Below are 23,081 nucleotides of genomic sequence, written 5' to 3' on the forward strand. Positions count from 1 at the left end.
GTCTTGACGAAGGTGTGCGAGACAATGGCGGCATGGAGATGCCGAGGAGTGAACGGTCGCAGGACAGCCCCCCGCAGGTTCTGATCGTGGGCCAGGACGGGATGCAGGTCGGCGGCGCCGATGACGAGTCGCGCGAGGTCCCCGTGACGGAGATGGTCGAACAGCCCGCAAAGGTCATGCGGATCGGCAGCATGATCAAGCAGCTTCTGGAAGAAGTCCGAGCGGCTCCTCTCGACGAGGCCAGCCGGGTCCGGCTCAAGGACATCCACGCCAGCTCCGTGAAGGAGCTGGAGGACGGGCTCGCTCCCGAGCTCGTCGAGGAACTGGAGCGGCTGTCGCTCCCGTTCACCGACGAGGCGATCCCCTCGGAGGCGGAACTGCGCATCGCCCAGGCGCAGTTGGTGGGCTGGCTGGAAGGCCTGTTCCACGGCATCCAGACCGCCCTGTTCGCGCAGCAGATGGCCGCGCGGGCCCAGCTGGAGCAGATGCGCCGCGCACTGCCGCCCGGTACGTCGCACGACGACGAGGACGGGCAGCACGGCGCCATCCGCTCCGGCCCGTACCTGTAAGCGAGCAGCAGCCGGCCGTCAGCCCGCCCGGGCCGGCCGTCCCACCGATCATGCCGGGGTCCGCCGTGTGCGGGCCCCGGCTTCGTCCTTCCCGGGGCCTGGTGACGGGCGCGGGGGCCGGATCGAAGGCCGGCCGAACCGGCCCGCGGGGGCGGCAGACGGGACCCGCATACTCGGGGGCATGACCTTTGACGCGATCGTGCTGGCCGGCGGCGCGGCCCGGCGGCTCGGCGGGGCCGACAAACCCGGCCTGAGCGTCGGCGGCCGGGCCCTGCTGGACCGGGTGCTCGACGCCTGCCGCGGCGCCGCCGTGACCGTCGTGGTCGGCGGCCGCCGGGCCACCGCCCGCCCGGTGACCTGGGCCCTGGAGCAGCCGCCCGGCGGCGGCCCGCTGGCCGCCCTGCACGCCGGCCTGCGGCACGTCGGTGCCGACCGGGTGCTCGTCCTCTCCGCCGACCTGCCCTTCCTCGGCCCGGAGACCGTACGCACCCTCCTCGACTCCCTCGACTCCCTCGACGCGCCCGGCGGCGCCGGCCCGTCCGGCCGGGAGGGGGTGCTCCTCACCGATGCCGAGGGCCGCGACCAGCCGCTGGTCGCCGCCTACCGGGCGGAGCCGCTGCGCCGGGAACTGGCGCTGATCGCCACCGAGCACGGCACCCTGAGCGGCCTGCCGCTGCGGCTGCTGACCGCGGAGCTGGACCTCGGCTGGACCTCCGCCGCGGCACCCCTCGCCTCGTTCGACTGCGACACCTGGGACGATCTCGCGGCCGCCCGGTCCCGCATCAGGGAGCATGGGCACGTGCTGGACGAATGGATGACCGCAGTCAAGACCGAGCTGGGCATCGACCTCGACGTCGAGATCCCCGCGTTGCTCGACCTCGCCCGTGACGCCGCCCACGGCGTGGCCCGCCCCGCCGCCCCGCTGACGACCTTCCTGGTCGGATACGCGGCCGGCCAGGGCGGCCTGTCACTGGAAGAGGCCACCCGCCGCGCCGCCGCACTTGCCGGCCGCTGGGCGGCCGAGTCCGGGCCCGGCACCGGATGACCGCACAGGGCCGGGAGGCCGGGGCCGACGGCCGCACCGGACAGAACGCGTCCCCGGCCGCCGGCGACGCCGAGGACGCCGTGCTGGAGGCCCTGGCCCTGGTCAGCCGCGGCCCCCGCCCCCCGGCCGCCGCCACCCCGCACCGGGCCACGCCCTGGCCCCGGGCCCGCGCCATCGCCGCGCGGTGCGCCGAGGCGCACCCGGCGAAGCCCCGGTCGGTGCCGCTGGACCGGGCGCTGGGCGAAGTGCTCGCCGCCCCCCTGACCGCCCTGACCGACCTGCCCTCCTTCGACACCTCCGCCATGGACGGCTGGGCCGTCGCGGGACCGGGCCCCTGGAGGGTCCGGGACGGCGGGGTCCTCGCGGGCGGCAGCCGCCCCGCCCCGCTCGCCGACGGCGAGGCCGTCCGGATCGCGACCGGCGCCCGCGTCCCCGCCGACACCACCGCCGTGATCCGCAGCGAGCATTCCCGCACCGACGCCAAGGGGCAGCTCTACCCGGAGCGCGAGGTAGTCACCGGGCAGGACATCCGGCCGCGCGGCCAGGAGTGCCGGTCCGGTGACGTCCTGCTGCCCGCCGGGGCGCTGATCACCCCCGGCGTGCTCGGCCTGGCCGCCGCGGCCGGCTACGACGCCCTGGAGACCCTGCCGAGGCCGCGCGCCGAGATCCTCGTACTCGGGGACGAGCTGCTGACCGAAGGGCTGCCGCACGACGGCCTGATCCGCGACGCGCTCGGCCCGATGGTCGGCCCGTGGCTGGCCGCGCTCGGCGCCGAGGTCGTCGCCACCCGCCGGCTGGGCGACGACGCCGAGGCGCTCTACAAGGCCGTCACCGCCTCCACCGCCGACCTGGTCGTCACCACCGGTGGCACCGCCGCCGGGCCGGTGGACCACGTCCACCCCGTACTGCGCCGGGTCGGCGCCGAGCTGCTCGTGGACGGGGTGGCGGTACGCCCCGGCCATCCGATGCTGCTGGCCCGGCTGGGTCCGGGCCGCCATCTGGTCGGGCTGCCGGGCAATCCGCTGGCCGCCGTGTCCGGACTTCTCACGCTGGCCGAGCCGCTGCTGCGGGTCCGGGCGGGGCTCGCACCCCGGGACCCGTACCCGGCGCCGGTCCACGACGACGTCCAGGGGCATCCGCACGACACCCGGCTGATCCCCGTGATGCTGCACGCCGACCGCTGCGTACCGCTGCACTACAACGGGCCCGCGATGCTGCGCGGTATCGCCGCCGCCGACGCGATGGCCGTGGTGCCGCCGCACGGTGCGCACGAGGGAGAGGAGCTGGACGTGCTCGACCTGCCGTGGGCGCCGGGGGGATGTTTCACGTGAAACTTCCCGGCCACGACGCGATGGCCCGCCAGGCCGACGAGAGCCTCGTCACCCGCCGGGTGAAACTGCCCCGACGCGAGGTCGAAAGGCCGCTGCGGCAGGTCACCAAACGGCTGGTGATGGCCCTGATGGTGCTGCTGACGACGGTCCTGATCGTCTGGGCCGACCGCGCCGGCTACCACGACAACGCCAACGACAACGTCGACCTCCTCGACTGCGTCTACTACGCCACGGTGACCCTGTCGACGACCGGATACGGCGACATCGTCCCGTACAGCGACAGCGCCCGTCTGATGAACATCCTGCTGATCACTCCGCTGCGGGTGCTGTTCCTGATCATCCTGGTCGGCACCACCCTTGAGGTCCTCACCGAGAGGACCCGGGAGGAGTGGCGGCTGAACCGCTGGAGGAAGCAGTTGCGTGACCACACCGTCGTCGTCGGCTTCGGCACGAAGGGCCGCTCGGCGCTCCAGACCCTGCTGGCCACCGGGCTGAAGAAGGAGTCCGTCGTCGTCGTCGACCCCAGCTCCAAGGTCATCGACATGGCCAACGCGGAGGGGCTCACCGGGGTGGTCGGCGACGCCACCCGCTCCGACGTCCTGATCCGGGCCGAGGTGCAGAAGGCCCGCCAGGTCATCATCGCCACCCAGCGCGACGACACGGCGGTGCTGGTCACGCTCACGGCCCGGCAGCTGAACCGCGGCGCGAAGATCGTCACCGCGGTGCGCGAGGAGGAGAACGCCCCGCTGCTGCGGCAGTCGGGCGCGGACGCCGTCATCACGAGCGCGAGTGCGGCCGGCCGGCTGCTGGGGCTGTCGGTGCTGAGCCCGAGCGCGGGCGCGGTGATGGAGGACCTGATCCAGCAGGGCAGCGGCCTCGACCTCATCGAACGCCCGGTGACCCGGGCGGAGGCCGGACGCGGGGTGCGGGAGACGGCGGACCTGGTGGTCAGCGTGGTGCGCGGCCACCGGCTGCTGCCGTACGACGACCCGCACGCGAGCCCGCTCCAGCTGACGGACCGGGTGATCGCGGTGGTCCGCGCCGCCCCGCCCGCCACCACCCTGGGCCCGGCCGAGTAGCCCGCGCGACCGGGCGCGCGTACGAGCCCCGGCCGCTCCCGCGCGTACGAGCCCCGGCCGCTCCCGCGCGTACGAGCCCCGGCCGCTCCCGCGCGTCCGGCGCGTGGGGACGGCCGTACATACGGCTCGTGCGCACGGCTCGTGCACGGCTCGCGTCTACGGCCATGCGTCCGGCTCCTGGATCCTGGTCGTGCGTCCGGCCCGTACGTCCGGTCCGGCCAACCGGTCCGGGGGAGCCGGGAGTCGGGGCCGGGCTGGCGTACCCTCCGGGCCATGCATGCGATCACGATTCCCCAGCCCGGCGGGCCCGAGGCCCTGGTGTGGGCCGAGGTGCCCGACCCGGTGCCCGGCGACGGCGAGGTCCTCGTGGAGGTCGCGGCCGGCGCCGTGAACCGCGCCGACCTCCTCCAGCGGCAGGGCTTCTACGACCCGCCGCCCGGCAGCTCCCGCTACCCCGGGCTCGAATGCTCGGGCCGCATCACGGCCCTGGGACCGGGCGTCACCGGCTGGGCGGTCGGCGACGAGGTGTGCGCCCTGCTGGTCGGCGGCGGCTACGCCGAGCAGGTGGCCGTGCCCGCGGGCCAGCTGCTGCCGGTGCCGGCCGGGGTGGACCTGGCCACGGCGGCCGCGCTGCCGGAGGCGGCCTGCACGGTGTGGTCGAACGTGTTCATGATCGCGCACCTGCGTCCGGGCGAGACCTTCCTCGTGCACGGCGGATCGAGCGGCATCGGCACCATGGCGATCCAGCTGGCGAAGGCGGTCGGCGCCCGGGTGGCGGTGACGGCGGGCGGCAAGGAGAAGCTGGCGCGCTGCGCGGAGCTGGGCGCCGACATCCTGATCGACTACCGCGAGCAGGACTTCGTCGCCGAGATCAAGGAGGCGACGGGCGGTGCGGGCGCGGACGTGATCCTCGACATCATCGGCGCCAAGTACCTCGACCGGAACGTGCGGGCGCTCGCGGTCAACGGGCGGCTGGCCGTCATCGGCCTGCAGGGCGGCCGCACGGGCGAGCTGAACCTCGGGGCGCTGCTGGCCAAGCGGGCCGCGATCACCGCGACGACCCTGCGCTCGCGTCCTCTGGAGGAGAAGGCGGCCATCGTCGCCGCCGTACGGGAGCACGTCTGGCCGCTGGTCGAGAGCGGGCTGGTGCGGCCGGTGGTGCACGCGGCCTTCCCGTTCGGGGAGGCCGCCGAGGCCCACCGGGTGCTGGAGGCGAGCACGCACGTGGGGAAGCTGTTGCTGACGCGGTGACCCGGCGGGGCGGGTGGGGGCGCCCTGCCGGGCCTTCCCCTACCCGCCCTTCCGCCGTTCCCCGGGGCTCCGCCCCGGCCCCCGGGCCGGAGCTCCGCGCCGGTGCGCTCAAGCGCCGCGCGGGCTGGGACGCGCGATGCCCTCGGCTACAGCGAGCGCAGCAGCACCGCCGGGTTCTCGACGCAGTCCGCGACGTGCCGGAGGAAGCCGCCCGCGGTGCCGCCGTCGCAGACGCGGTGGTCGAACGTCAGTGACAGCTGGACGACCTGGCGGACCGCCAGTTCGCCCTGGTGCACCCACGGCTTGGGGACGATCCGGCCGACGCCGAGCATGGCCGCCTCCGGGTGGTTGACGATCGGCGTCGAGCCGTCGACCCCGAACACCCCGTAGTTGTTGAGGGTGAAGGTGCCACCGGTCAGGTCCGCGGGGGCGAGCTTGCCGGTGCGGGCCAGCTCGGTCAGCCGTGCGAACTCGGCCGACAGCTCCTCCGGGTTCATGCCGTGCGCCTCGCGGACCACCGGAACCACCAGGCCCCGCTCGGTCTGCGCGGCGAAGCCCAGGTGGATGCCGGGCAGCCGGACGATCTCCTTCGCCACGGTGTCCACAGTGGAGTTCAGCTCGGGGTACTTCGCCAGCGCGGCCGTGCAGATCCGGGCCAGCAGCGCCAGCACCGAGATCTTCGGCCCGCCCACCGCGTTCATCGCGGCCCGCGCGGCCATCAGCTCGGTGGCGTCGGCGTCCACCCAGCAGGTGGCGTCCGGGATCTCGCGGCGGCTGCGGGAGAGCTTCTCGGCGACGGCGCCGCGCAGCCCCTTCAGCGGGATGCGCTCCCCGGTGAGGGCGCGCCCCGCGGGCGCGGCGGCAGCGGCCGGTGCGGCGGGGGCGACCGTCTCGGGGGCCTTCAGGGCCGCCTCGACGTCCGCCCGCATGATCAGGCCGTCGGGCCCGCTGCCGGCCAGGGCCCGCAGGTCGATCCCGTGGTCCCGGGCCAGCTTGCGCACCAGCGGCGAGATCACCGCGACCGGCTCCGTCCGCCCGGCGGGGGTGCGGACCGGAGCCGCGGCCGGCTCCGGGGCGGCCACTGCCGTGACGGCGGCGGCTGCGGCCGGGGCGGCTGCCGGGGCGACGCCCGCCGGGTGGATCCGGCGGCGCCGGGCCGGCCGGGAGTGGTCCGTGCCGTAGCCGACGAGCACGTTGCCCGAACCCGCCGACGCGGACTCGGCGGCGGCCGTACCGGCCGCCTCCTCCGGCACCGAGGAGGCGCCCACGGCCACGGTGATCAGGGGCGCGCCGACGGGCAGCTCGGTGCCCTCCTCGCCGAAGCGGGCGGTCACCACCCCGCCGTACGGGCACGGCACCTCGACCATCGCCTTGGCCGTCTCGACCTCGACCACCGGCTGGTCCACGGCGACCACGTCGCCGACCTCGACCAGCCAGCGCACGATCTCCGCCTCGGTGAGCCCCTCACCGAGGTCGGGCAGCTTGAACTCCAGCACCTGAGGCATCAGTTCTCCCACTGCAGGCGTGCCACGGCGTCCAGGATCCGGTCCACGCCCGGCAGGTGGTGCTTCTCCAGCATCGGCGGCGGGTACGGGATGTCGAAGCCCGCCACCCGCAGCACCGGCGCCTCCAGGTGGTGGAAGCAGCGCTCGGTGATCCGGGCGGCGATCTCCCCGCCGGGCCCGCCGAAGCCGGTCGACTCGTGGACGACCACCGCGCGCCCGGTCCGCCGGACCGACGCGGCGACGGTGTCGTCGTCGAAGGGCACCAGCGAGCGCAGGTCGACGACCTCCAGGTCCCAGCCCTCCTCGCGGGCGGCCTCGGCCGCCTCCAGGCAGACCGGCAGCGACGGCCCGTACGTGATCAGGGTGGCGCTGGCGCCGGTGCGGCGCACCGCGGCGCGGCCGATCGGGGCCACCGGAGCCGGAGCCGCCGGGTTCCAGTCGGCCTTCGACCAGTACAGCCGCTTCGGCTCCAGGAAGATCACCGGGTCGTCGGAGGCGATCGACGCGCGCAGCAGGCCGTACGCGTCCTCGACCGTCGCCGGGGTCACCACGTGCAGGCCGGGGGTGGCCATGTAGTAGGCCTCGGAGGAGTCGCTGTGGTGCTCGACGCCGCCGATCCCGCCGCCGTACGGCACGCGGATGGTGATCGGCAGCGGCATCGCGCCGCGGGTCCGGTTGCGCATCTTCGCGACGTGGCTGAAGAGCTGCTCGAACGCCGGGTAGGCGAACGCGTCGAACTGCATCTCGACGACCGGCCGCAGCCCGTACATCGCCATGCCGACGGCGGTGCCGAGGATGCCGGCCTCCGCGAGCGGGGTGTCCGTACAGCGGTCCTCGCCGAATTCCTTGGTGAGGCCGTCGGTGATGCGGAAGACGCCGCCGAGTGCGCCCACGTCCTCGCCCATGAGGTGCACGGACGGGTCGTCGGCCATCGCGTCGCGCAGGGCCCGGTTCAGGGCCTGCGCCATCGTGGCGGGCTTGGCCGCGGTCGCGGTCGCCATCACTGCTCCTCGGCTTCGAGCTCGGCCCGCAGCAGCGCGGCCTGCTCGCGGAGCTGACCGGTCTGCTCCGCGTACACGTGGGTGAAGAGGTCCATCGGGTCCAGCACCGGGTCGGCGTTCATCGCGTCGCGCAGGTCCGACGCCATGCTCTCGGCCGCGTCCTTGGCCGCCTGGATGCCCTCGTCGTCGAGGAAGCCGCGCTCCGTCAACTCGCGCTCCAGCAGCATGATCGGGTCGTGGGCGCGCCAGGCCTCGACCTCGGCGTCGGTGCGGTAGCGGGTGGCGTCGTCGGCGTTGGTGTGCGCCTCCATCCGGTACGTCACGGCCTCGATGAGGGTCGGGCCGCCGCCGGCGCGCGCCTTGCGCACGGCCTCGGACAGCACCTCGTGCATCGCGGCCACGTCGTTGCCGTCGACCAACCGGCCGGGGATGCCGTACCCGACGGCCTTGTGGGCCAGGGAGGGGGCGGCCGTCTGCTTGGCGAGCGGTACGGAGATCGCGAAGCCGTTGTTCTGCACGAGGAAGACCACCGGGGCCTGCCACACGGCGGCGAAGTTCAGCGCCTCGTGGAAGTCGCCCTCGCTGGTGCCGCCGTCGCCGACCATGGCCAGCGCGACCACGTCGTCGCCCTTGAGGCGGGCGGCGTGGGCGAGCCCGACCGCGTGCGGCAGCTGGGTGGCGAGCGGGGTGCTCAGCGGGGCTATCCGGCACTCGCGCGGGTCGTAGCCGGTGTGCCAGTCGCCGCGCAGCAGGGTGAGGGCCTGCATCGGGTCCAGGCCGCGGGCGACCGCGGCGAGGGTGTCGCGGTAGCTCGGGAAGAGCCAGTCCTGCTCCTCCAGGACGAGCGCGGCGGCGATCTCGCACGCCTCCTGCCCGACGGTGGAGGGGTAGACCGCGAGGCGGCCCTGCCGGGTCAGCGCGGTGGCCTGCGCGTTGTACCGGCGGCCGCGGACCAGCTCCGCGTACAGCCGGCGCATCAGGGCCGGGTCGAGGCGGTCCGCGGCCGGCGTGCCGAGCACACGGTGGGGCTCGGTGTCCGGGAGCAGCGGGGCGGCGTCGATGCGGGGCCTCCAGGCGGGCGGCGGGGTCGGGCGGTAGTCCGCACCGGCACCGGGCAGCTCTTGGACCGTCATGGCGGCGTACACCTCCTCGTGGGAAGCGGGCAGGGCGGCGCGCTGTGTGAGGCGCCTCACCTACCGATTGTTCGGTCGTGGACGCATTTTGGCTACAGGCGGCTTCAGGCTGTGGACAAACGGATGTCCACAGCCTGTGATGGGTGCAGGACGTCCAGGACAGGGAGGCCGGGGGCCGTGACCGATGAACAAATGGCCGAGGCGGCGGGGAACGGCCCCGACGCTCCGCTGCCGGTTCCGGCGGCGGACGCCCCGGTCCCGGCCGCGCCGCCGCGTCCGCTGGACTCCATCGACCGGGCGATCCTGCGCCTGCTGCAGAACGACGGGCGTGCCTCCATACGGTCGGTCGCCGAGCAGGTGCACGTCTCGCGGGCGAACGCGTACGCCCGGATCAACCGCCTGATCGACGACGGCGTGATCCGCGGCTTCTCGGCGCGCGTCAACCACGAGCGCGCGGGTCAGGGCGCGTCCGCGTACATCACGCTCCGGATCGTCCAGAACTCCTGGCGCACCGTGCGCGAGCAGCTCCAGGAGCTGCCGGGGGCGGCGCACATCGCGCTGGTCAGCGGCGATTTCGACGTGCTGCTGCTGGTGCACACGCCGGACAACCGGACGCTGCGCGAGCTGGTGCTGACGCGGCTGCAGGCGATCCCGGAGGTGCTGTCGACGCGCACCCTGCTGGTCTTCGAGGAGACGGACCTCGACCCGTTCACGGCCGGCTGACCCCGCCGCCGGGCGCCCCGGGGGGCGGCCGCCGGCGGGCTGCCCGGGGCGCCCCTGAGACGCGCGTGCCCCCGTCCGGGGGAACCGGGCGGGGGCAGGCGCGTCATGGGCGTCCGACGGCGCTAGGAGGCGGTGCGCAGGCCGTCGAAGGCGAGGGCCACGACGGCCTCGGCGACCTGCTCGGTGTCCGCACCCGACTCCGGGTGCGGCCGGTACCACTCGACCAGCGAGTTCACCATGCCGAAGAGCAGCCTGGTGGCCAGCCGGATGTCCGCCTCGGCCCGCAGGTCGCCCTCGGCCTGGGCGGCTTTGAGCAGGTCGGCGACCCGGTGGTCGAACTCGCGGCGGCGCTCCAGCGCCCACCGCTCGGTGCGGGTGTTGCCCCGCACCCGCAGCAGCAGCGTCACGTACGGCAGCTCGGCGACCAGCACCTCGACGGTGCGGCGCGTCACGTACTCGACCCGCTCGATGGCCCGGCCGCGGCCGGCACCCGGCTCGTCGAGGATCCCGAAGAGGCCGTCGAGCGCCCGGCTGACGGCCCGGCGCAGCAGCTCCTCCTTGCCGGCGACGTGGTGGTAGATCGAGGACTTGGAGATCCCGGCGGCCTTGGACAGGTGCTCCATCGAGGTGCCGTCGTAGCCGCGCTCGTTGAAGACCCGCACGGCCACCGTGAGCAGCGTCTCGGGGGTGTACGTGTCCCGCTTCACGGTGGTCACGGCGCGCTCACCCCGCCCCCGGCGCCCCCGCCGCCGTACGCGTTCTCGTCGCCCTCGTACGCGTCGTCGGGGCCGGCCGCGTAGCCCAGCCGGAACAGCGCCAGGGAGGGCGCGTACCGGCCGCCGGGGCAGCGCTCGTCGAGGTGGTGCAGGAGGTCGTACGCCCAGTCCTGGCCGAGCTTGGCGTGCCATTCGCCGGGTCCGAGGGGGTAGTTGACGCCCAGCCGCATGGCGGTGTCGATGTCCTCGAAGGTGGCGGTGCCCTTGGCGACGGCGTCGGCGGCGAGGTCGATCAGCAGGGCCACGGTCCGCGCGACGATCATGCCGGGGACGTCCCCGATGACGCTGACCTTCTTGCCGAGCTTCTGGAACAGGCCGACGGCCTCGGCGAGGGTCTGCGGGCTGGTGTCCTCGGAGGCGGACAGCGCGATCCGGGTGGCGCCGCGGTAGTCGAGGGCGAGGTCGAAGTAGACGACGTCGGTGAACTCGACGGAGGTCTTGCCGTCCGCGAGCACCAGCTGGCCCTCGCCCGGCAGCTGGATGTACGGGCCGCCCGACGGGGTCTGGGCCACCGAGATGCCGGCCTCTTCCATCAGGTCGACCAGGTCGGCCGCGGGCCCGAGGTCGCCGACGACGGTGACCTCCGCCGGGGCCGCCTCGGGGCCGGCCGTGTGCGGGGCGGGCGCGTCGGCGGCGGGCTCGTACGCGAACCAGCCGCGGCCCGCCTTGCGGCCGAGCCGGCCGGACTGCACCAGGCGGCGCTGGGCCAGCGACGGCAGGAACTTGGGACTGCGGAAGAAGGACTCCCACACCGAGCGGGTCACGGCCTCGTTGACGTCCTGGCCGATCAGGTCGGTCAGCTCGAAGGGGCCCATTTTGAAGCCGCCGCTCTCGCGGAACACGGCGTCGATGGTGGCCGGGTCGGCGGCCCGCTCCTCGTACACCGCGAAGGCCTCGGCGTAGAAGGGCCGGGCGATGCGGTTGACGATGAAGCCGGGGGTGTCGGCGCACCGGACCGGGGTCTTGCCCCACTGCGCGGCGGTCTCGAAGGCGAGCTGCGCGCTCTCGGGCGCGGTCGCGTCGCCGCTGACCACCTCCACGAGCGGGAGCAGCGGCGCGGGGTTGAAGAAGTGCAGGCCGACGAAGCGGCCGGGGTGCTTGAGGCCCGCCGCGATTTCGGTGACCGACAGCGAGGAGGTGTTGGTGGCGAGCAGGCAGTCCGGCGCGACCACGGCTTCGAGGGCGGCGAACACCTCGCGCTTGACCGCGGCGTCCTCGACGATCGCCTCGACGACGAGCGCGGCCCCGGACAGCTCGGCGAGGTCGCCGACCGCCGTGATCCGGCCGATCGCGGCGTCGGCCTCGGCGCGGTCGAGGCGGCCCTTGGCGGCGAGACGCTCGACCCGGGCGGCCACCTCGCCCCGGCCGTCGTGGGCGCGGCCGGCCGCCGCGTCGTACAGCACCACGCGGTGACCTGCGAGAAGGGCGACCTGGGCGATGCCCTGGCCCATCGTTCCGGCGCCGACGACCGCCACGGTGGAAGACCGCTCGATTCCTGTCATGACCCCGATCCTCTCGCATGACTTGTCCACAAGGAGCGGCAGGCCCTCTTGTCCCGACCGATCGTTCGGTTACTCTAACTCCAGTCTGCTCTGCCGACCCTGCTCTTGCCTGATCTCAGCCCGCAGCCCGGTCCGGGGTCGGCCCGCAGCAGGCCCGATCCCGCCCGGCTCAACGAGGAGTTGGTCCCTGATGGCCGCCGAGCTCACCGTCCCCGTGCTCACCGAGAAGCACCGGCCCACCCTCGACCAGGCTCTGGAGGCGATCCGCAGCCGCGCCTACTGGTCCCCGCACCCCGAGCACCCCAAGGCCTACGGCGAGAGCGCCCCGGCCGACGGCCTGGCGGCGCACGAGGCCGTCCGCGGCACCCGCCTGGACCTCGGCCAGCCCGGCACGGACGGCTGGACGGGCGGCGAGGTCTCCCCGTACGGCCCCGAGCTCGGCGTCGAGTACCCGCACGCCGACCCGGACGTGCTGCTGCCCGCGATGAAGGCCGGCATGGCCGCCTGGCGGGACGCCGGACCCGAGGTCCGCGCGCTCGTCTGCGTCGAGATCCTGGCCCGCATCTCCGCCCGCACCCACGAGTTCGCGCACGCCGTCATGCACACCAGCGGCCAGGCCTTCATGATGGCCTTCCAGGCCGGCGGCCCGCACGCGCAGGACCGCGGCCTGGAGGCGGTGGCGTACGCGTACGCGGAGCAGACCCGGGTCCCCGGGTCGGCCGACTGGTCCAAGCCGCAGGGCAAGAAGGACCCGCTGAACCTCGGCAAGACCTTCACCGCCGTGCCCCGCGGCATCGCGCTGATGATCGGCTGCAACACCTTCCCGACGTGGAACGGCTACCCCGGCCTGTTCGCCTCGCTGGCCACCGGCAACCCCGTCCTGGTCAAGCCGCACCCGCGGGCCGTGCTGCCGCTGGCGCTGACCGTGCAGGTCGCCCGCGAGGTCCTCGCGGAGGCCGGCTTCGACCCGAACCTGGTCGCGCTGGCCGTCGAGCGGCCCGGCGAGGGCATCGCCAAGACCCTGGCCCTGCGCCCCGAAATCAAGATCATCGACTACACGGGCTCGACCGAGTTCGGCGACTGGCTGGAGACCAACGCCCGCCAGGCGCAGGTGTACACCGAGAAGGCGGGCGTCAACACGGTCGTCGTCGACTCCACCGACGACTACCGCGGCATGCTCTCCAACCTGGCCTTCTCGCTGTCCCTGTACAGCGGCCAGATGTGCACCACCCCGCAGAACCTGCTGATCCCGCGCGAGGGCATCGCCACCGACGGCGGCCACAAGTCCTTCGACGAGGTCGTCGCCGACCTCGCCGGCTCGGTGGAGAAGCTCCTCGGCGACGACGCCCGGGCGAACGCGCTGCTGGGCGCCCTGGTCAACCCCGGGGTCAAGGAGCGGCTGGCGGCCGCCGCCGGGCTCGGCGAGGTCGCCCTCGCCTCCCGCGAGGTCGCCAACCCGGAGTTCCCGGACGCCGTGGTCCGTACGCCCGTCATGGTCAAGCTGGACGCCGCCAAGCCGGACGACGCGGCCGCGTACATGTCCGAGTGCTTCGGCCCGGTGTCCTTCGCCGTGGCGGTGGACTCCACCGCCGACGCGCTGGACCTGCTGCGCCGTACCGTCCGCGACAAGGGCGCGATGACCGTCGGCGCGTACACCACCTCCCCCGACACCGAGCGGGCCGTCGAGGAGGTCTGTCTGGAGGAGTCGGCGCAGCTCTCGCTGAACCTCACCGGCGGGGTGTACGTGAACCAGACCGCGGCCTTCTCCGACTTCCACGGCTCCGGGGGCAACCCGGCCGCGAACGCCGCTCTGTGCGACGGGGCGTTCGTGGCCAACCGCTTCCGGGTCGTCGAGGTGCGCCGGCAGGCGTAGCCGCACTACGGGAGGTCCGGCGGCAGCTCCGCCGGACCTCCCCAGTGGAAGAGCGTCATGGCCACGCTGGTGGCCAGGTTGTAGCTGGAGACCTGCGGGCGCATCGGCAGGGACACCAGGTGGTCGGCGCGGGCCCGCAGCTGCGGCGAGATGCCGTGGCGCTCGGAGCCGAAGGCGAGCACCGCGTCGTCGGGGAGGGTGAAGGAGCGGATGCTCGCGCCCTCCGGGTCGAGGGCGAAGAGCGGCCCGGGCGGCAGCTCGTCGAGCACCAGCCGCTCCACGGCCGTGGCGTAGTGCAGTCCGGCCCCGGCGCGCACGACGTTGGGGTGCCAGGGGTCGAGGTCGCCGGTGGTGACCACCCCGGTGGCCCCGAATCCGGCGGCCAGGCGCACCACCGCGCCCACGTTGCCCAGGTGGCGCGGGTTGTCGAGGACGACCACCGGCGCGGGCCGCGGCAGCCGGGCCAGGGCGTCGAGGTTCGCGGCCCGGTCCGGGCGGGCGGCCAGGGCGGCCACCCCGGTCGGGTGGACCCGCAGCAGCAGCTCGTGGAGCACCTGTGTGGGCACCTCGCGGACGACGGCCGAGACCTCGTCGGCGACGTCCGGGGCGAGTTCGGCGGCGAGTCTCAGCAGCGCGGCCCGGTCGTCGGCGATCGCGGTCCGCACCTGCGCGCCGAAGCGCAGGGCGTGCTTGAGCGCGTGGAAGCCGTCCAGCAGCACGGCGCCCTCGTCGGCGGTCGCCCGCCACCTCAGCACGGTCTCCGCGACCGCGCCCCCGTCACCGTGCTGCGGCCGCCCGCCGTACTCGCTCATGCCCCCACCCTACGAGGACACGGACCGGCCGGCCTCGGCGTGCGGCGGGGCGGACGGGGCCGGGAGCTGCGGCTCCGCGGACGCCGGTTCCCCGTCCGGGTCCGTGCCCCTGTCCGTGCCCCTGTCCTCGTCCGCTGCCGCGTTCCGGCGGCGGAGCGGCGCCGGCAGCCGGTCGCGGACCGCGGCCGTCCGCGAGCCGAGCCACAGCAGGAAGGCCGTCGGCAGGAACACCGCGTCGGCGGTGATCATCGCCAGCGAGAAGAACGGCAGCCCGAGCACCAGCGCGATGCCCGCGTGCTCCAGCATCATCAGGGCGAGCAGGACGTTCTTGACCCGCCGGTTGAAGAGCGTGAAGGGGAACGCCACCTGCACGGCGACCGTCCCGTACGACAGCAGCATGACCAGCACCCCGCTGCTGCCGAGCAGCGTGGACAGGGCCGGCCAGGGCGAGAAGTAGTCGAGGTTGAGCGGGTAGTAGAGCGCGGTGCCGTCCTGCCAGCGGGAGCCCTGGATCTTGTACCAGCCGGCGGTCGCGTAGATCAGGCAGACCTCGGCCATGATGATCAGCATCGCGGCGTTGTGGACGAGGTTGCCGATCACGTCGAACAGGGCGCGGGCCTCGCCCTTCGGGTCGTTGCGGTCCGCCACCCACCACACCGCGTGCGCGGTCCACAGCGCCGCGAACAGCACGATCAGCAGGCTGCCGGTGGCGCCCTTCTGCGCGGTCACCACCAGGACGACGCCCAGGACCAACCACAGCAGCGGACCGGCCGCGTCCCGGGCCGGAACCTCCCGTTCCGCGGCCCTGGCGGCCCGGCGGGCGTCCAGCGACCAGACCTGCGCGCAGCGGGTCAGCACCAGGTAGAGCGCCATCAGGTGGATGACGTTGTCGCCGCCGTCGCCCATGAAGACGGACCGGTTCTGCAGCGACAGCACGCCGATCATGAAGAACACGGACGTGGCGCGGGTGCGCCAGCCCAGCGCCAGCAGCAGGGCCGAGACCACGGCCACCGCGTACACCAGCTCGAACCACAGGCCGCCGCTGCCCCACAGCAGCACGGTGAAGGCGTTGTTGGAGGCGACCAGCCGCTCGGCGAGCTCCCAGCTCCACGGCCCGTCGGGGCCGTACAGCTCGTGCCGGTGCGGGAACTCGCGCAGCAGGAAGAACAGCCAGGTGGCGGCGAAGCCGATCCGTATGACGGCGCTCTGGTAGGGGCCCAGCGCCCGGCCGGTGATCTGCCCGACGGCGCGCGCGAGGGCCGCGGAGGCCGTACGGGCGCGGCTCTGGAGGGTGCCGTGGGGGCGGGCGGCGGGGGCGGGCCCGCTTCCGGGCGGACGGGTGCTCATCGGTCGGCCTCCGTCACGAGCCACCAGGGCAGCTGGCGGTGGTAGGTCTGGGTGTCGATCTTCTCGTCGCTCCACGGGGGCGCGGCGACGGAGGCGGTCGCGGACCGCAGCTGGACGCGCAGCACCTCGCCCCCCTGGTCCAGGGCGCCGCCGGGGCGCGGGTCGGTCAGCCGGCGCAGCACGATCCGCCGCAGGTACGCCTCGGCGAGCTCGCCGCGGTCGCCGGTGGCGCGGTTCTGGTCGTCGTGCGAGCCGGTGTAGAAGTCCCAGGCGCGGCGGAGCTCGTTCTGGTGGACGTGGCTGGGCAGCAGGTTGTGGCGGATGGCGGCGCCGTCCTCGGCGGAGAGGTCGCGCCAGCCGGTGGTGACCCGGTCGCCGCCGCGGGTGCGTATCTGGGCGCGGACCTCGACGGCGATGTTCTGCTGGAGCGGGTTGGGGGCGAACAGCTTCCAGTTCTGCTCGAACTCCGGATAGACCCATTCGTCCACCGTCTGCCCGTACTCCTTGGTCAGCGTGTTCGACGGTGCCACGTGCAGGAAGACCAGGGCGAGGTGCCAGCAGGCGGCGACGGCGACGGCCGCCAGGACGAGTGCCGCCGCGATCCGGTACGGCCCGGAGAGCCCGGCCAGCCCGGGAGCGCGCGGCGCGGGCACGCCGTCTTCGGCGGCCTCGTCGGCGGCCTCGTCGGCGGCAACTTCAGCCCCTTCCGCCGCCTCCGCCCCCTCCGTCACGGGCCCGCGCGGGGCCTCGTGCTCGTTCGAATCCATCCCGCCCCGATCGTTCATCTGTCCACAGAGCCATCCACAGAGGTTGACACCCTACGGGCCGCCGACTCACCATTGAAGAGCATGAACCGAACGATCGGTCGGTAGGGCCGGTCGCAGGACTCGGCAGGACAGCGGCAGGGGGCCGGCATGGTGGCAATGACCCAGGACGCGGCGGCAGGACAGGCGCCGGACCCGGCGCTCGTCGCCGCGTTCGACGCGGCCGTGGCGGCCGACGAGCGCGTGGAGCCGCGGGACTGGATGCCCGAGGAGTACCGCGCGACCCTGGTCCGCCAGATGGCCCAGCACGCGCACTCCGAGATCATCGGCATGCAGCCCGAGGCCAACTGGATCACCCGCGCGCCCTCCCTGCGGCGCAAGGCGATCCTGATGGCGAAGGTGCAGGACGAGGCCGGGCACGGGCTGTATCTGTACAGCGCGGCCGAGACCCTCGGCACCAGCCGCGACGAACTCCTCGACAAGCTGCACAGCGGCCGCCAGAAGTACTCGTCGATCTTCAATTACCCGACGCTGACCTGGGCCGATGTCGGCGCGATCGGCTGGCTCGTGGACGGCGCGGCGATCACCAACCAGGTCCCGATCTGCCGCTGCTCCTACGGGCCGTACGCCCGCGCCATGGTCCGCATCTGCAAGGAGGAGTCCTTCCACCAGCGGCAGGGCTTCGAGCTGCTGATGGCCCTCTCGCAGGGCACCGAGGCCCAGCACGCGATGGCCCAGGACGCGGTGGACCGCTGGTGGTGGCCCTCGCTGATGATGTTCGGCCCGCCGGACGACGAGTCGGCGCACTCGGCGCAGTCGATGGCCTGGAAGATCAAGCGGCATTCGAACGACGAACTGCGCCAGCGGTTCGTGGACATCGCGGTACCGCAGGCCGAGGCCCTCGGCCTGACCCTCCCCGACCCGGACCTCCGGTGGAACGAGGAGCGCGGACACCACGACTTCGGCCCGATCGACTGGACGGAGTTCTGGGAGGTCATCAAGGGCAACGGCCCCTGCAACGAGCAGCGGATCGGGCAGCGCCGCAGGGCCCACGAAGAGGGCGCCTGGGTGAGGGAAGCAGCGGCGGAGTACGCCCGCAAGCACGGAGGGGTGAAGGCATGAGCACGTCGCAATGGCCGCTGTGGGAGGTGTTCGTCCGCTCGCGGCGCGGGCTCTCGCACACGCACGCCGGCAGCCTGCACGCACCGGACGCGGAGATGGCGCTGCGCAATGCGCGCGATCTCTACACCCGGCGCAACGAGGGCGTGTCGATCTGGGTGGTGCCCTCCACCGCTGTCACCGCCTCCTCCCCCGACGAACGGGACCCGTTCTTCGCCCCGTCGGGCGACAAGCCGTACCGGCACCCGACCTTCTACGACATCCCCGAGGGGGTGCGGCACCTGTGACCACCACCGTGGACCGGGCCGCGCTCGCGCTCGGAGACGACGCCCTGGTGCTCGCGCAGCGCCTCGGCGAGTGGGCGGGCCACGCCCCCGTCCTCGAAGAGGACGTGGCCCTCGCCAACATCGCGCTGGACCTGCTCGGACAGGCCCGGATCCTGCTGTCGCTCGCCGGCGACGAGGACGAGCTCGCCTTCCTCCGGGAGGAGCGGGAGTTCCGCAACCTCCAGCTGGTCGAGCAGCCCAACGGCGACTTCGCGCACACCATCGCCCGGCAGCTCTACTTCTCCGTGTACCAGCGGCTGCTGTTCACCGAACTGGCCGCGGGCGACGGACCCTTCGCCCCGCTGGCGGCCAAGGCCGTCAAGGAGACCGCCTACCACGTCGACCACGCCGAGCAGTGGACGCTGCGGCTGGGCGACGGCACCGAGGAGAGCAGCCGGCGCATGCAGGCCGGACTCGCCGCGCTGTGGCGGTTCACCGGCGAGATGTTCCGGCCCGTCGACGGCCTGGGCCTGGACGAGGCGGCCCTCGCCGCCCTGGAGGCCGGCTGGCTCGCCACCGTCACCGACATCGTCGAGCGGGCCGGGCTGACCCTGCCCGAGGGGCCGCGCAGCGGCGCCTGGGCCGCGGGCGCGGGCCGGCAGGGCCTGCACACCGAGTCCTTCGGCCGGATGCTCGCCGAAATGCAGCACCTGCACCGCAGCCACCCGGGCGCGACATGGTGACCGCGACCCGCCTGGAAGAGGAGCTGGCCGCGCTCGCCGGGTCGGTCCCCGACCCCGAGCTGCCCGTCCTCACCCTCACCGAGCTCGGCGTCCTGCGCGGCGTGCGGGTCCTCGGCGACGGCCGGGCCGAAGTCGACCTGACCCCCACCTACACCGGCTGCCCCGCCATCGAGGCCATGGCCGCCGACATCGAGCGGGTCCTGCACGACCACGGCATACCCGAGGTCTCGGTGCGCACCGTGCTGGCCCCGGCCTGGTCCACCGACGACATCACCGCGGAAGGCCGGCGCAAGCTCGCCGAGTTCGGCATCGCACCGCCGCGCCCGCACAGCGCCGAGGGACCCGTACCGGTCACCCTGTCGGTGCGCTGCCCGCACTGCGGCTCCACCGACACCGAGCTGCTCAGCCGCTTCTCCTCCACCGCGTGCAAGGCCCTGCGACGCTGCGCGTCCTGCCGCGAACCGTTCGACCACTTCAAGGAGTTGTAGATGGCTGCGGCCCGCCACGGCGCGTTCCACCAGCTGACGGTCGCCGCGGTCGACCGGCTCACCGAGGACGCGGTGGCCCTCACCCTCCGGGTCCCGCCGGAGCTGCGCGAGGAGTACCGGCACGCCCCCGGCCAGCACCTCACCCTGCGCAAGGACGCCGAGGACGCCCTCGGCGGCGAGGTCCGCCGGACGTATTCGATCTGCTCGCCCGCGCCCGGCGCCGACGGGCCGCACACCCTGCGGGTCGGCGTGCGCCTGGTGGAGGGCGGCGCCTTCTCCACGTACGCGCACAAGGACATCGCCGCCGGCGACGTCCTCGACGTGATGGTCCCCGCCGGCCGGTTCGTCCTCGAACCCCGCCCCGGACACTTCGCCGCGATCGTCGGCGGCAGCGGCATCACCCCGGTGCTGTCGATCGCCGCGACCCTGCTGGCCGCCGAGCCGCAGGCCCGGTTCTGCCTGGTCCGCGCCGACCGCACGGCCGCCTCGACGATGTTCCTGGAGGAGGTCGCCGACCTCAAGGACCGCTACCCCGACCGCTTCCAGCTGGTCACCGTGCTCTCCCGGGAGGAGCAGGAGGCCGGGCTGCCCTCCGGGCGCCTCGACGAGGACCGGCTGACCGCACTGCTGCCCGCGCTGCTGTCCGTCGACTCCGTCGCCGGCTGGTTCCTGTGCGGCCCCTACGGGCTGGTGCAGGGCGCCGAGCGGGCCCTGCGCGGCCTGGGCGTGGACCGCACCCGCATCCACGAGGAGATCTTCCACGTCGCGGACGCCGCCACCCCGGCCCCGGCGGAGCGCGCCGCAGCCGCCGTCGGCAGCACGGTCACCGCCCGGCTCGACGGCCGCTCCGGCACCTGGCCCGTCCAGGACGGCGAGTCCCTGCTCGACGCCGTGCTGCGCAACCGCGCGGACGCGCCGTACGCCTGCAAGGGCGGCGTGTGCGGCACCTGCCGGGCCTTCGTGGTCTCGGGCGAGGTCCGCATGGACCGCAACTTCGCGCTGGAGGACGAGGAGACCGACGCCGGCTTCGTGCTGGCCTGCCAGTCGCACCCGCTCACGGACGAGGTGGAGCTCGACTTCGACCGCTGACCCCACGCCCGACCGCCGCACCGGCCCTGTGCTTTTTCCAGAACCTGTTCTATCTTGACGCACCGTCAGGCGCAGTGCGCCCGACGGGCAGGCCACGACGGAGCAGGTTCCGGTGCGCGCGGGAGGACAGGCAGTGGACTTCACCTTCACCGAGGAGCAGCAGGCCGCCGTCGAGGCGGCGAAGGCCGTCTTCGCGGACGTCGCCCCCGACCGGGTCCCCAGCCCCGCGCTGTCACCCGGCGCGGTCGCCGACGACTTCGACCGGCCGCTGTGGGCCCGGCTGGCCGGCTCCGACCTGCTCGGCCTGGGCCTCGCCCCCGAGCACGGCGGCGCCGGCCTCGACACCGTCGCCCTCTGCCTGGTCCTGCGCGAATCCGCGCGGGTGCTGGCCCGGGTGCCGCTGCTGGAGCACTGCGCCACCGCCCTGGCCGTCCAGGCCCACGCGGGCCCCGCACTCGCCGGAGATCTGCTGCCCCGGGCCGGCCGCGGCGAACTGGTCCTGACCGCGGCCGCCGCCGGCCGCACCGGCCACGACCCGGCCGAGCTCGCCGTCACCGCCCGCCGGGACGGCGACCACTGGCTGCTCGACGGCGCGCAGACCGCGGTCCCCTGGGCGCACGGCGCCGACTTCACGGCCGTCCCCGCACACACCGGCGACGGCGCGGCGGTCCTCGCCCTGGTCCGCCGGGACACCCCCGGAACGCACCTCGCCGACCAGTTCTCCACCAGCGGGGAACGGCTGGCCGAGCTGACCCTGGACGCCGTACGGATCCCCGCCGCGTACGTCATCGAGGACGCCCGGGCGTGGGAGCGGCTGCGCCTGCTGCTCACCACCGGCACCTGCGCGCTGGCCCTGGGCCTGGGCGAGCGGGTCCTCGCGATGACCGGCTCGTACACGGCCAAGCGGGAACAGTTCGGCTTCCCCGTCGCCACCTTCCAGGCCGTCGCCGTCCAGGCCGCGGACCGCTACATCGACCTGCGGGCCATGGAGGTCACCCTCTGGCAGGCCGCCTGGCGCCTCGACAGCGGCGCGGGCGGCCCGCTGCCCGCCGCCGGGGACGTCGCGGTCGCCAAGATCTGGGCCTCGGAGGGCGTGCGCCGGGTCGTGCAGACCGCCCAGCACCTGCACGGCGGCTTCGGCGCGGACACCGACTACCCGCTGCACCGCTACCACGCCTGGGCCAAGCAGCTGGAGCTGTCGCTGGGCCCGGCCGCCGCCCACGAAGAGGCCCTGGGCGACCTCCTGGCGGCCCACCCCCTCGCCTGACACCGCCGCCCCGCCACGCCCGCGGGCCCGCCCCCGACACGCCCGCGGGCCCACCCCCGCCACGCCCGCGGGCCCGCCCCCGACACGCGCGCGGGCCCGGCCGGCACCTGCGCCGACCGGGCCCGTGACGAGGCGGGACAGACCTACAGCACGAAGGCCGGGCTGCCGCTGTCGGTGACCATCGGGCGCCCGGCGGCCTCCCAGGCCTGCATCCCGCCGTCGATGTTCACGGCGTCGATCTCGTGCTGGAGCAGGTACTGCGTGACCTGCGCCGAGCGGCCGCCCACCCGGCACATCACGTGCACCCGGCGGCCGTCCTCGACGGCCTCCGTCAGCTCGCCGAAGCGGGCCACGAAACCGCTCATCGGGACGTGGAGGGCGCCCTCGACGTGACCGGCCTGCCATTCGTCGTCCTCACGGACGTCCAGGACGAACCCGTCGGCGGGCACGGCGGCGGCGTCCACCGAGGGGAGCGGACCGAAATTCATAACGCCTTCTCTCGTAGCTCGTAGCTCGAAGCCTGTGCTGCGTACCCGGGGCTCCCCGGCTCCCGGGATCCCGGGCTCGGCAGCCGGTCCGAACCTATCCGACGGCCGCCCGGCCCACCGGTCAGCCGGTGAGCCCGGCCAGCTCGCTCTCGCGCTCCGCGACCTGCGCCAGCAGCTGCTCGGCGATCTCCTCCAGCAGCCGGTCCGGGTCGTCGGGCGCCATCTTCAGCATCGCGCCGATCGCACTGTCCTCCAGCTCCGCGGCCACCATCGTCAGCAGCTCCTTGCGCCGCGCCAGCCACTCCAGCCGGGCGTACAGCTCCTCGGCCTCGGTCGGCTGCGGCTGCTCCGGCTCCGGCCCGGCCGCCCACTCCTCGGCGAGCTCGCGCAGCTCCGCCTCGCCGCCCCGGGCGTACGCGGCATTGACCCGCACGATGAAGGCGTCACGGCGCTGCCGCTCCGGCTCGTCCCGCGCCAGGTCGGGATGGGCCTGGCGGACCAGCTCGCGGTACAGCTTGCGGGCCTCCTCCGAGGGCCGCACCCGCTCCGGCGGCCGCACCGGGCTCCCCGCGAGCATCGCCGCGGCGTCGTCGGGGATCCCGTCGGAGCCCAGCCAGTCCTGGAACAGCTCGTCCACGCCGGGCATGGGCATGACCAGCGCCCGGGCCTCGGCGGCCTTGCGCACGTCCTCCGGATCGCCGGTACGGGCGGCCCGGGCCTCCGCGATCAGCGCGTCCAGCTCGTCGAGCCGGGTGTACATGGGGCCGAGCTTCTGGTGGTGCAGCCGGGAAAAGTTCTCGACCTCCACCCGGAAGGTCTCCACGGCGATCTCGAACTCGATCAGCGCCTGCTCGGCGGCGCGCACGGCCCGCCCCAGCCGCGCCTCGGGCTGCTCCTCGTCACTCACCCG

23 protein-coding genes are annotated in these 23,081 nt (G+C 74.2%); 13 read left to right on the forward strand and 10 right to left on the reverse strand.

Annotated features, from left to right (window positions below):
- Nucleotides 1-32 precede the first annotated feature (32 nt).
- From OG764_RS18285 to OG764_RS18305, 5 genes are all read left to right on the forward strand, one after another.
- The gene (locus tag OG764_RS18285) at nt 33-569 is read left to right on the forward strand and encodes a bacterial proteasome activator family protein (RefSeq protein WP_328969496.1); all 537 of its coding nucleotides are present in this window, start codon (nt 33-35) and stop codon (nt 567-569) included.
- A gap of 181 nt (nt 570-750) precedes the next feature.
- A complete protein-coding gene (locus OG764_RS18290) occupies nt 751-1,614 on the forward strand; it encodes an NTP transferase domain-containing protein (RefSeq protein WP_328969497.1) in 864 nt (287 codons plus the stop codon).
- A complete protein-coding gene (locus tag OG764_RS18295) occupies nt 1,611-2,945 on the forward strand; it encodes a molybdopterin molybdotransferase MoeA (protein WP_328969498.1) in 1,335 nt (444 codons plus the stop codon). Before OG764_RS18290 ends, OG764_RS18295 begins: the two co-directional genes overlap by 4 nt.
- Nucleotides 2,933-4,024 carry a potassium channel family protein gene (locus OG764_RS18300; RefSeq protein WP_328969499.1) on the forward strand — a complete coding sequence of 364 codons (1,092 nt, stop codon included), beginning with the start codon at nt 2,933-2,935 and terminating at the stop codon, nt 4,022-4,024. The genes OG764_RS18295 and OG764_RS18300 overlap by 13 nt, the downstream gene beginning before the upstream one ends.
- 273 nt (nt 4,025-4,297) lie before the next feature.
- Nucleotides 4,298-5,275, forward strand: a complete 978-nt coding sequence (locus OG764_RS18305; protein WP_328969500.1) for an NAD(P)H-quinone oxidoreductase — start codon at nt 4,298-4,300, stop codon at nt 5,273-5,275.
- A gap of 146 nt (nt 5,276-5,421) precedes the next feature.
- On the opposite strand, the gene OG764_RS18310 is transcribed toward OG764_RS18305, so the two are convergent.
- Genes OG764_RS18310 through pdhA form a run of 3 tightly spaced genes read right to left on the reverse strand, consistent with a single transcriptional unit; the run spans nt 5,422 to nt 8,914 of the window.
- The gene (locus OG764_RS18310; protein ID WP_328969501.1) at nt 5,422-6,780 is read right to left on the reverse strand and encodes a dihydrolipoamide acetyltransferase family protein; all 1,359 of its coding nucleotides are present in this window, start codon (nt 6,778-6,780) and stop codon (nt 5,422-5,424) included.
- Complete coding sequence (locus tag OG764_RS18315; protein ID WP_328969502.1) at nt 6,780-7,781, reverse strand: alpha-ketoacid dehydrogenase subunit beta; 1,002 nt, start codon at nt 7,779-7,781, stop codon at nt 6,780-6,782. Before OG764_RS18315 ends, OG764_RS18310 begins: the two co-directional genes overlap by 1 nt.
- Nucleotides 7,781-8,914: a pyruvate dehydrogenase (acetyl-transferring) E1 component subunit alpha gene (pdhA, locus tag OG764_RS18320; protein WP_328973058.1), complete on the reverse strand. Its 1,134-nt coding sequence runs from the start codon at nt 8,912-8,914 to the stop codon at nt 7,781-7,783. The genes OG764_RS18315 and pdhA overlap by 1 nt, the downstream gene beginning before the upstream one ends.
- A gap of 192 nt (nt 8,915-9,106) precedes the next feature.
- On the opposite strand from pdhA, the gene OG764_RS18325 reads away from it, so the two are divergent.
- Nucleotides 9,107-9,637 (forward strand): Lrp/AsnC family transcriptional regulator, encoded by a 531-nt coding sequence (locus OG764_RS18325; RefSeq protein ID WP_328973059.1) that lies wholly within the window; start codon nt 9,107-9,109, stop codon nt 9,635-9,637.
- Between the two features lie 122 nt (nt 9,638-9,759).
- On the opposite strand, the gene OG764_RS18330 is transcribed toward OG764_RS18325, so the two are convergent.
- Both OG764_RS18330 and OG764_RS18335 read right to left on the reverse strand, forming a co-directional pair.
- Entirely contained in the window at nt 9,760-10,353 is a 594-nt protein-coding gene (locus tag OG764_RS18330) for a TetR/AcrR family transcriptional regulator (protein ID WP_328969503.1), read from the reverse strand.
- A complete protein-coding gene (locus OG764_RS18335; protein ID WP_328969504.1) occupies nt 10,350-11,915 on the reverse strand; it encodes a 3-hydroxyacyl-CoA dehydrogenase in 1,566 nt (521 codons plus the stop codon). Before OG764_RS18335 ends, OG764_RS18330 begins: the two co-directional genes overlap by 4 nt.
- Nucleotides 11,916-12,105: 190 nt before the next feature.
- Between OG764_RS18335 and paaN the strand changes: the two genes are divergently transcribed.
- Nucleotides 12,106-13,788, forward strand: coding sequence for a phenylacetic acid degradation protein PaaN (paaN, locus tag OG764_RS18340; protein ID WP_328969505.1), 1,683 nt, complete (start codon nt 12,106-12,108; stop codon nt 13,786-13,788).
- Between the two features lie 5 nt (nt 13,789-13,793).
- Here paaN and OG764_RS18345 read toward each other — a convergent pair whose 3' ends face one another.
- Genes OG764_RS18345 through OG764_RS18355 form a run of 3 tightly spaced genes read right to left on the reverse strand, consistent with a single transcriptional unit; the run spans nt 13,794 to nt 16,714 of the window.
- The gene (locus OG764_RS18345; RefSeq protein WP_328969506.1) at nt 13,794-14,600 is read right to left on the reverse strand and encodes a TrmH family RNA methyltransferase; all 807 of its coding nucleotides are present in this window, start codon (nt 14,598-14,600) and stop codon (nt 13,794-13,796) included.
- Between the two features lie 9 nt (nt 14,601-14,609).
- Nucleotides 14,610-15,947 (reverse strand): HTTM domain-containing protein, encoded by a 1,338-nt coding sequence (locus OG764_RS18350; RefSeq protein ID WP_328969507.1) that lies wholly within the window; start codon nt 15,945-15,947, stop codon nt 14,610-14,612.
- The gene (locus OG764_RS18355) at nt 15,944-16,714 is read right to left on the reverse strand and encodes a DUF5819 family protein (protein ID WP_328969508.1); all 771 of its coding nucleotides are present in this window, start codon (nt 16,712-16,714) and stop codon (nt 15,944-15,946) included. The genes OG764_RS18350 and OG764_RS18355 overlap by 4 nt, the downstream gene beginning before the upstream one ends.
- 147 nt (nt 16,715-16,861) lie before the next feature.
- On the opposite strand from OG764_RS18355, the gene paaA reads away from it, so the two are divergent.
- The 6 genes from paaA (at nt 16,862) to OG764_RS18385 (ending at nt 21,683) form a co-directional block, all read left to right on the forward strand.
- Nucleotides 16,862-17,833, forward strand: a complete 972-nt coding sequence (gene paaA, locus OG764_RS18360) for a 1,2-phenylacetyl-CoA epoxidase subunit PaaA (RefSeq protein WP_443055974.1) — start codon at nt 16,862-16,864, stop codon at nt 17,831-17,833.
- Nucleotides 17,830-18,117 carry a 1,2-phenylacetyl-CoA epoxidase subunit PaaB gene (gene paaB / locus OG764_RS18365; protein WP_328969509.1) on the forward strand — a complete coding sequence of 96 codons (288 nt, stop codon included), beginning with the start codon at nt 17,830-17,832 and terminating at the stop codon, nt 18,115-18,117. The genes paaA and paaB overlap by 4 nt, the downstream gene beginning before the upstream one ends.
- Nucleotides 18,114-18,839, forward strand: a complete 726-nt coding sequence (paaC, locus tag OG764_RS18370) for a 1,2-phenylacetyl-CoA epoxidase subunit PaaC (RefSeq protein ID WP_328969510.1) — start codon at nt 18,114-18,116, stop codon at nt 18,837-18,839. The genes paaB and paaC overlap by 4 nt, the downstream gene beginning before the upstream one ends.
- Nucleotides 18,833-19,327 carry a 1,2-phenylacetyl-CoA epoxidase subunit PaaD gene (gene paaD / locus OG764_RS18375; protein ID WP_328969511.1) on the forward strand — a complete coding sequence of 165 codons (495 nt, stop codon included), beginning with the start codon at nt 18,833-18,835 and terminating at the stop codon, nt 19,325-19,327. The genes paaC and paaD overlap by 7 nt, the downstream gene beginning before the upstream one ends.
- Nucleotides 19,328-20,416, forward strand: a complete 1,089-nt coding sequence (locus OG764_RS18380; RefSeq protein WP_328969512.1) for a 2Fe-2S iron-sulfur cluster-binding protein — start codon at nt 19,328-19,330, stop codon at nt 20,414-20,416.
- A 133-nt stretch (nt 20,417-20,549) separates the two neighbouring features.
- Entirely contained in the window at nt 20,550-21,683 is a 1,134-nt protein-coding gene (locus OG764_RS18385; RefSeq protein ID WP_328969513.1) for an acyl-CoA dehydrogenase family protein, read from the forward strand.
- Between the two features lie 143 nt (nt 21,684-21,826).
- Here OG764_RS18385 and OG764_RS18390 read toward each other — a convergent pair whose 3' ends face one another.
- Nucleotides 21,827-22,171 (reverse strand): rhodanese-like domain-containing protein, encoded by a 345-nt coding sequence (locus OG764_RS18390; RefSeq protein WP_328969514.1) that lies wholly within the window; start codon nt 22,169-22,171, stop codon nt 21,827-21,829.
- 121 nt (nt 22,172-22,292) lie between these two features.
- Nucleotides 22,293-23,078, reverse strand: coding sequence for a hypothetical protein (locus OG764_RS18395; protein WP_328969515.1), 786 nt, complete (start codon nt 23,076-23,078; stop codon nt 22,293-22,295).
- Between the last annotated feature and the right edge of the window lie 3 nt (nt 23,079-23,081).

It is taken from the genome of Streptomyces sp. NBC_00239 (assembly GCF_036194065.1).
Taxonomy (GTDB): domain Bacteria; phylum Actinomycetota; class Actinomycetes; order Streptomycetales; family Streptomycetaceae; genus Streptomyces.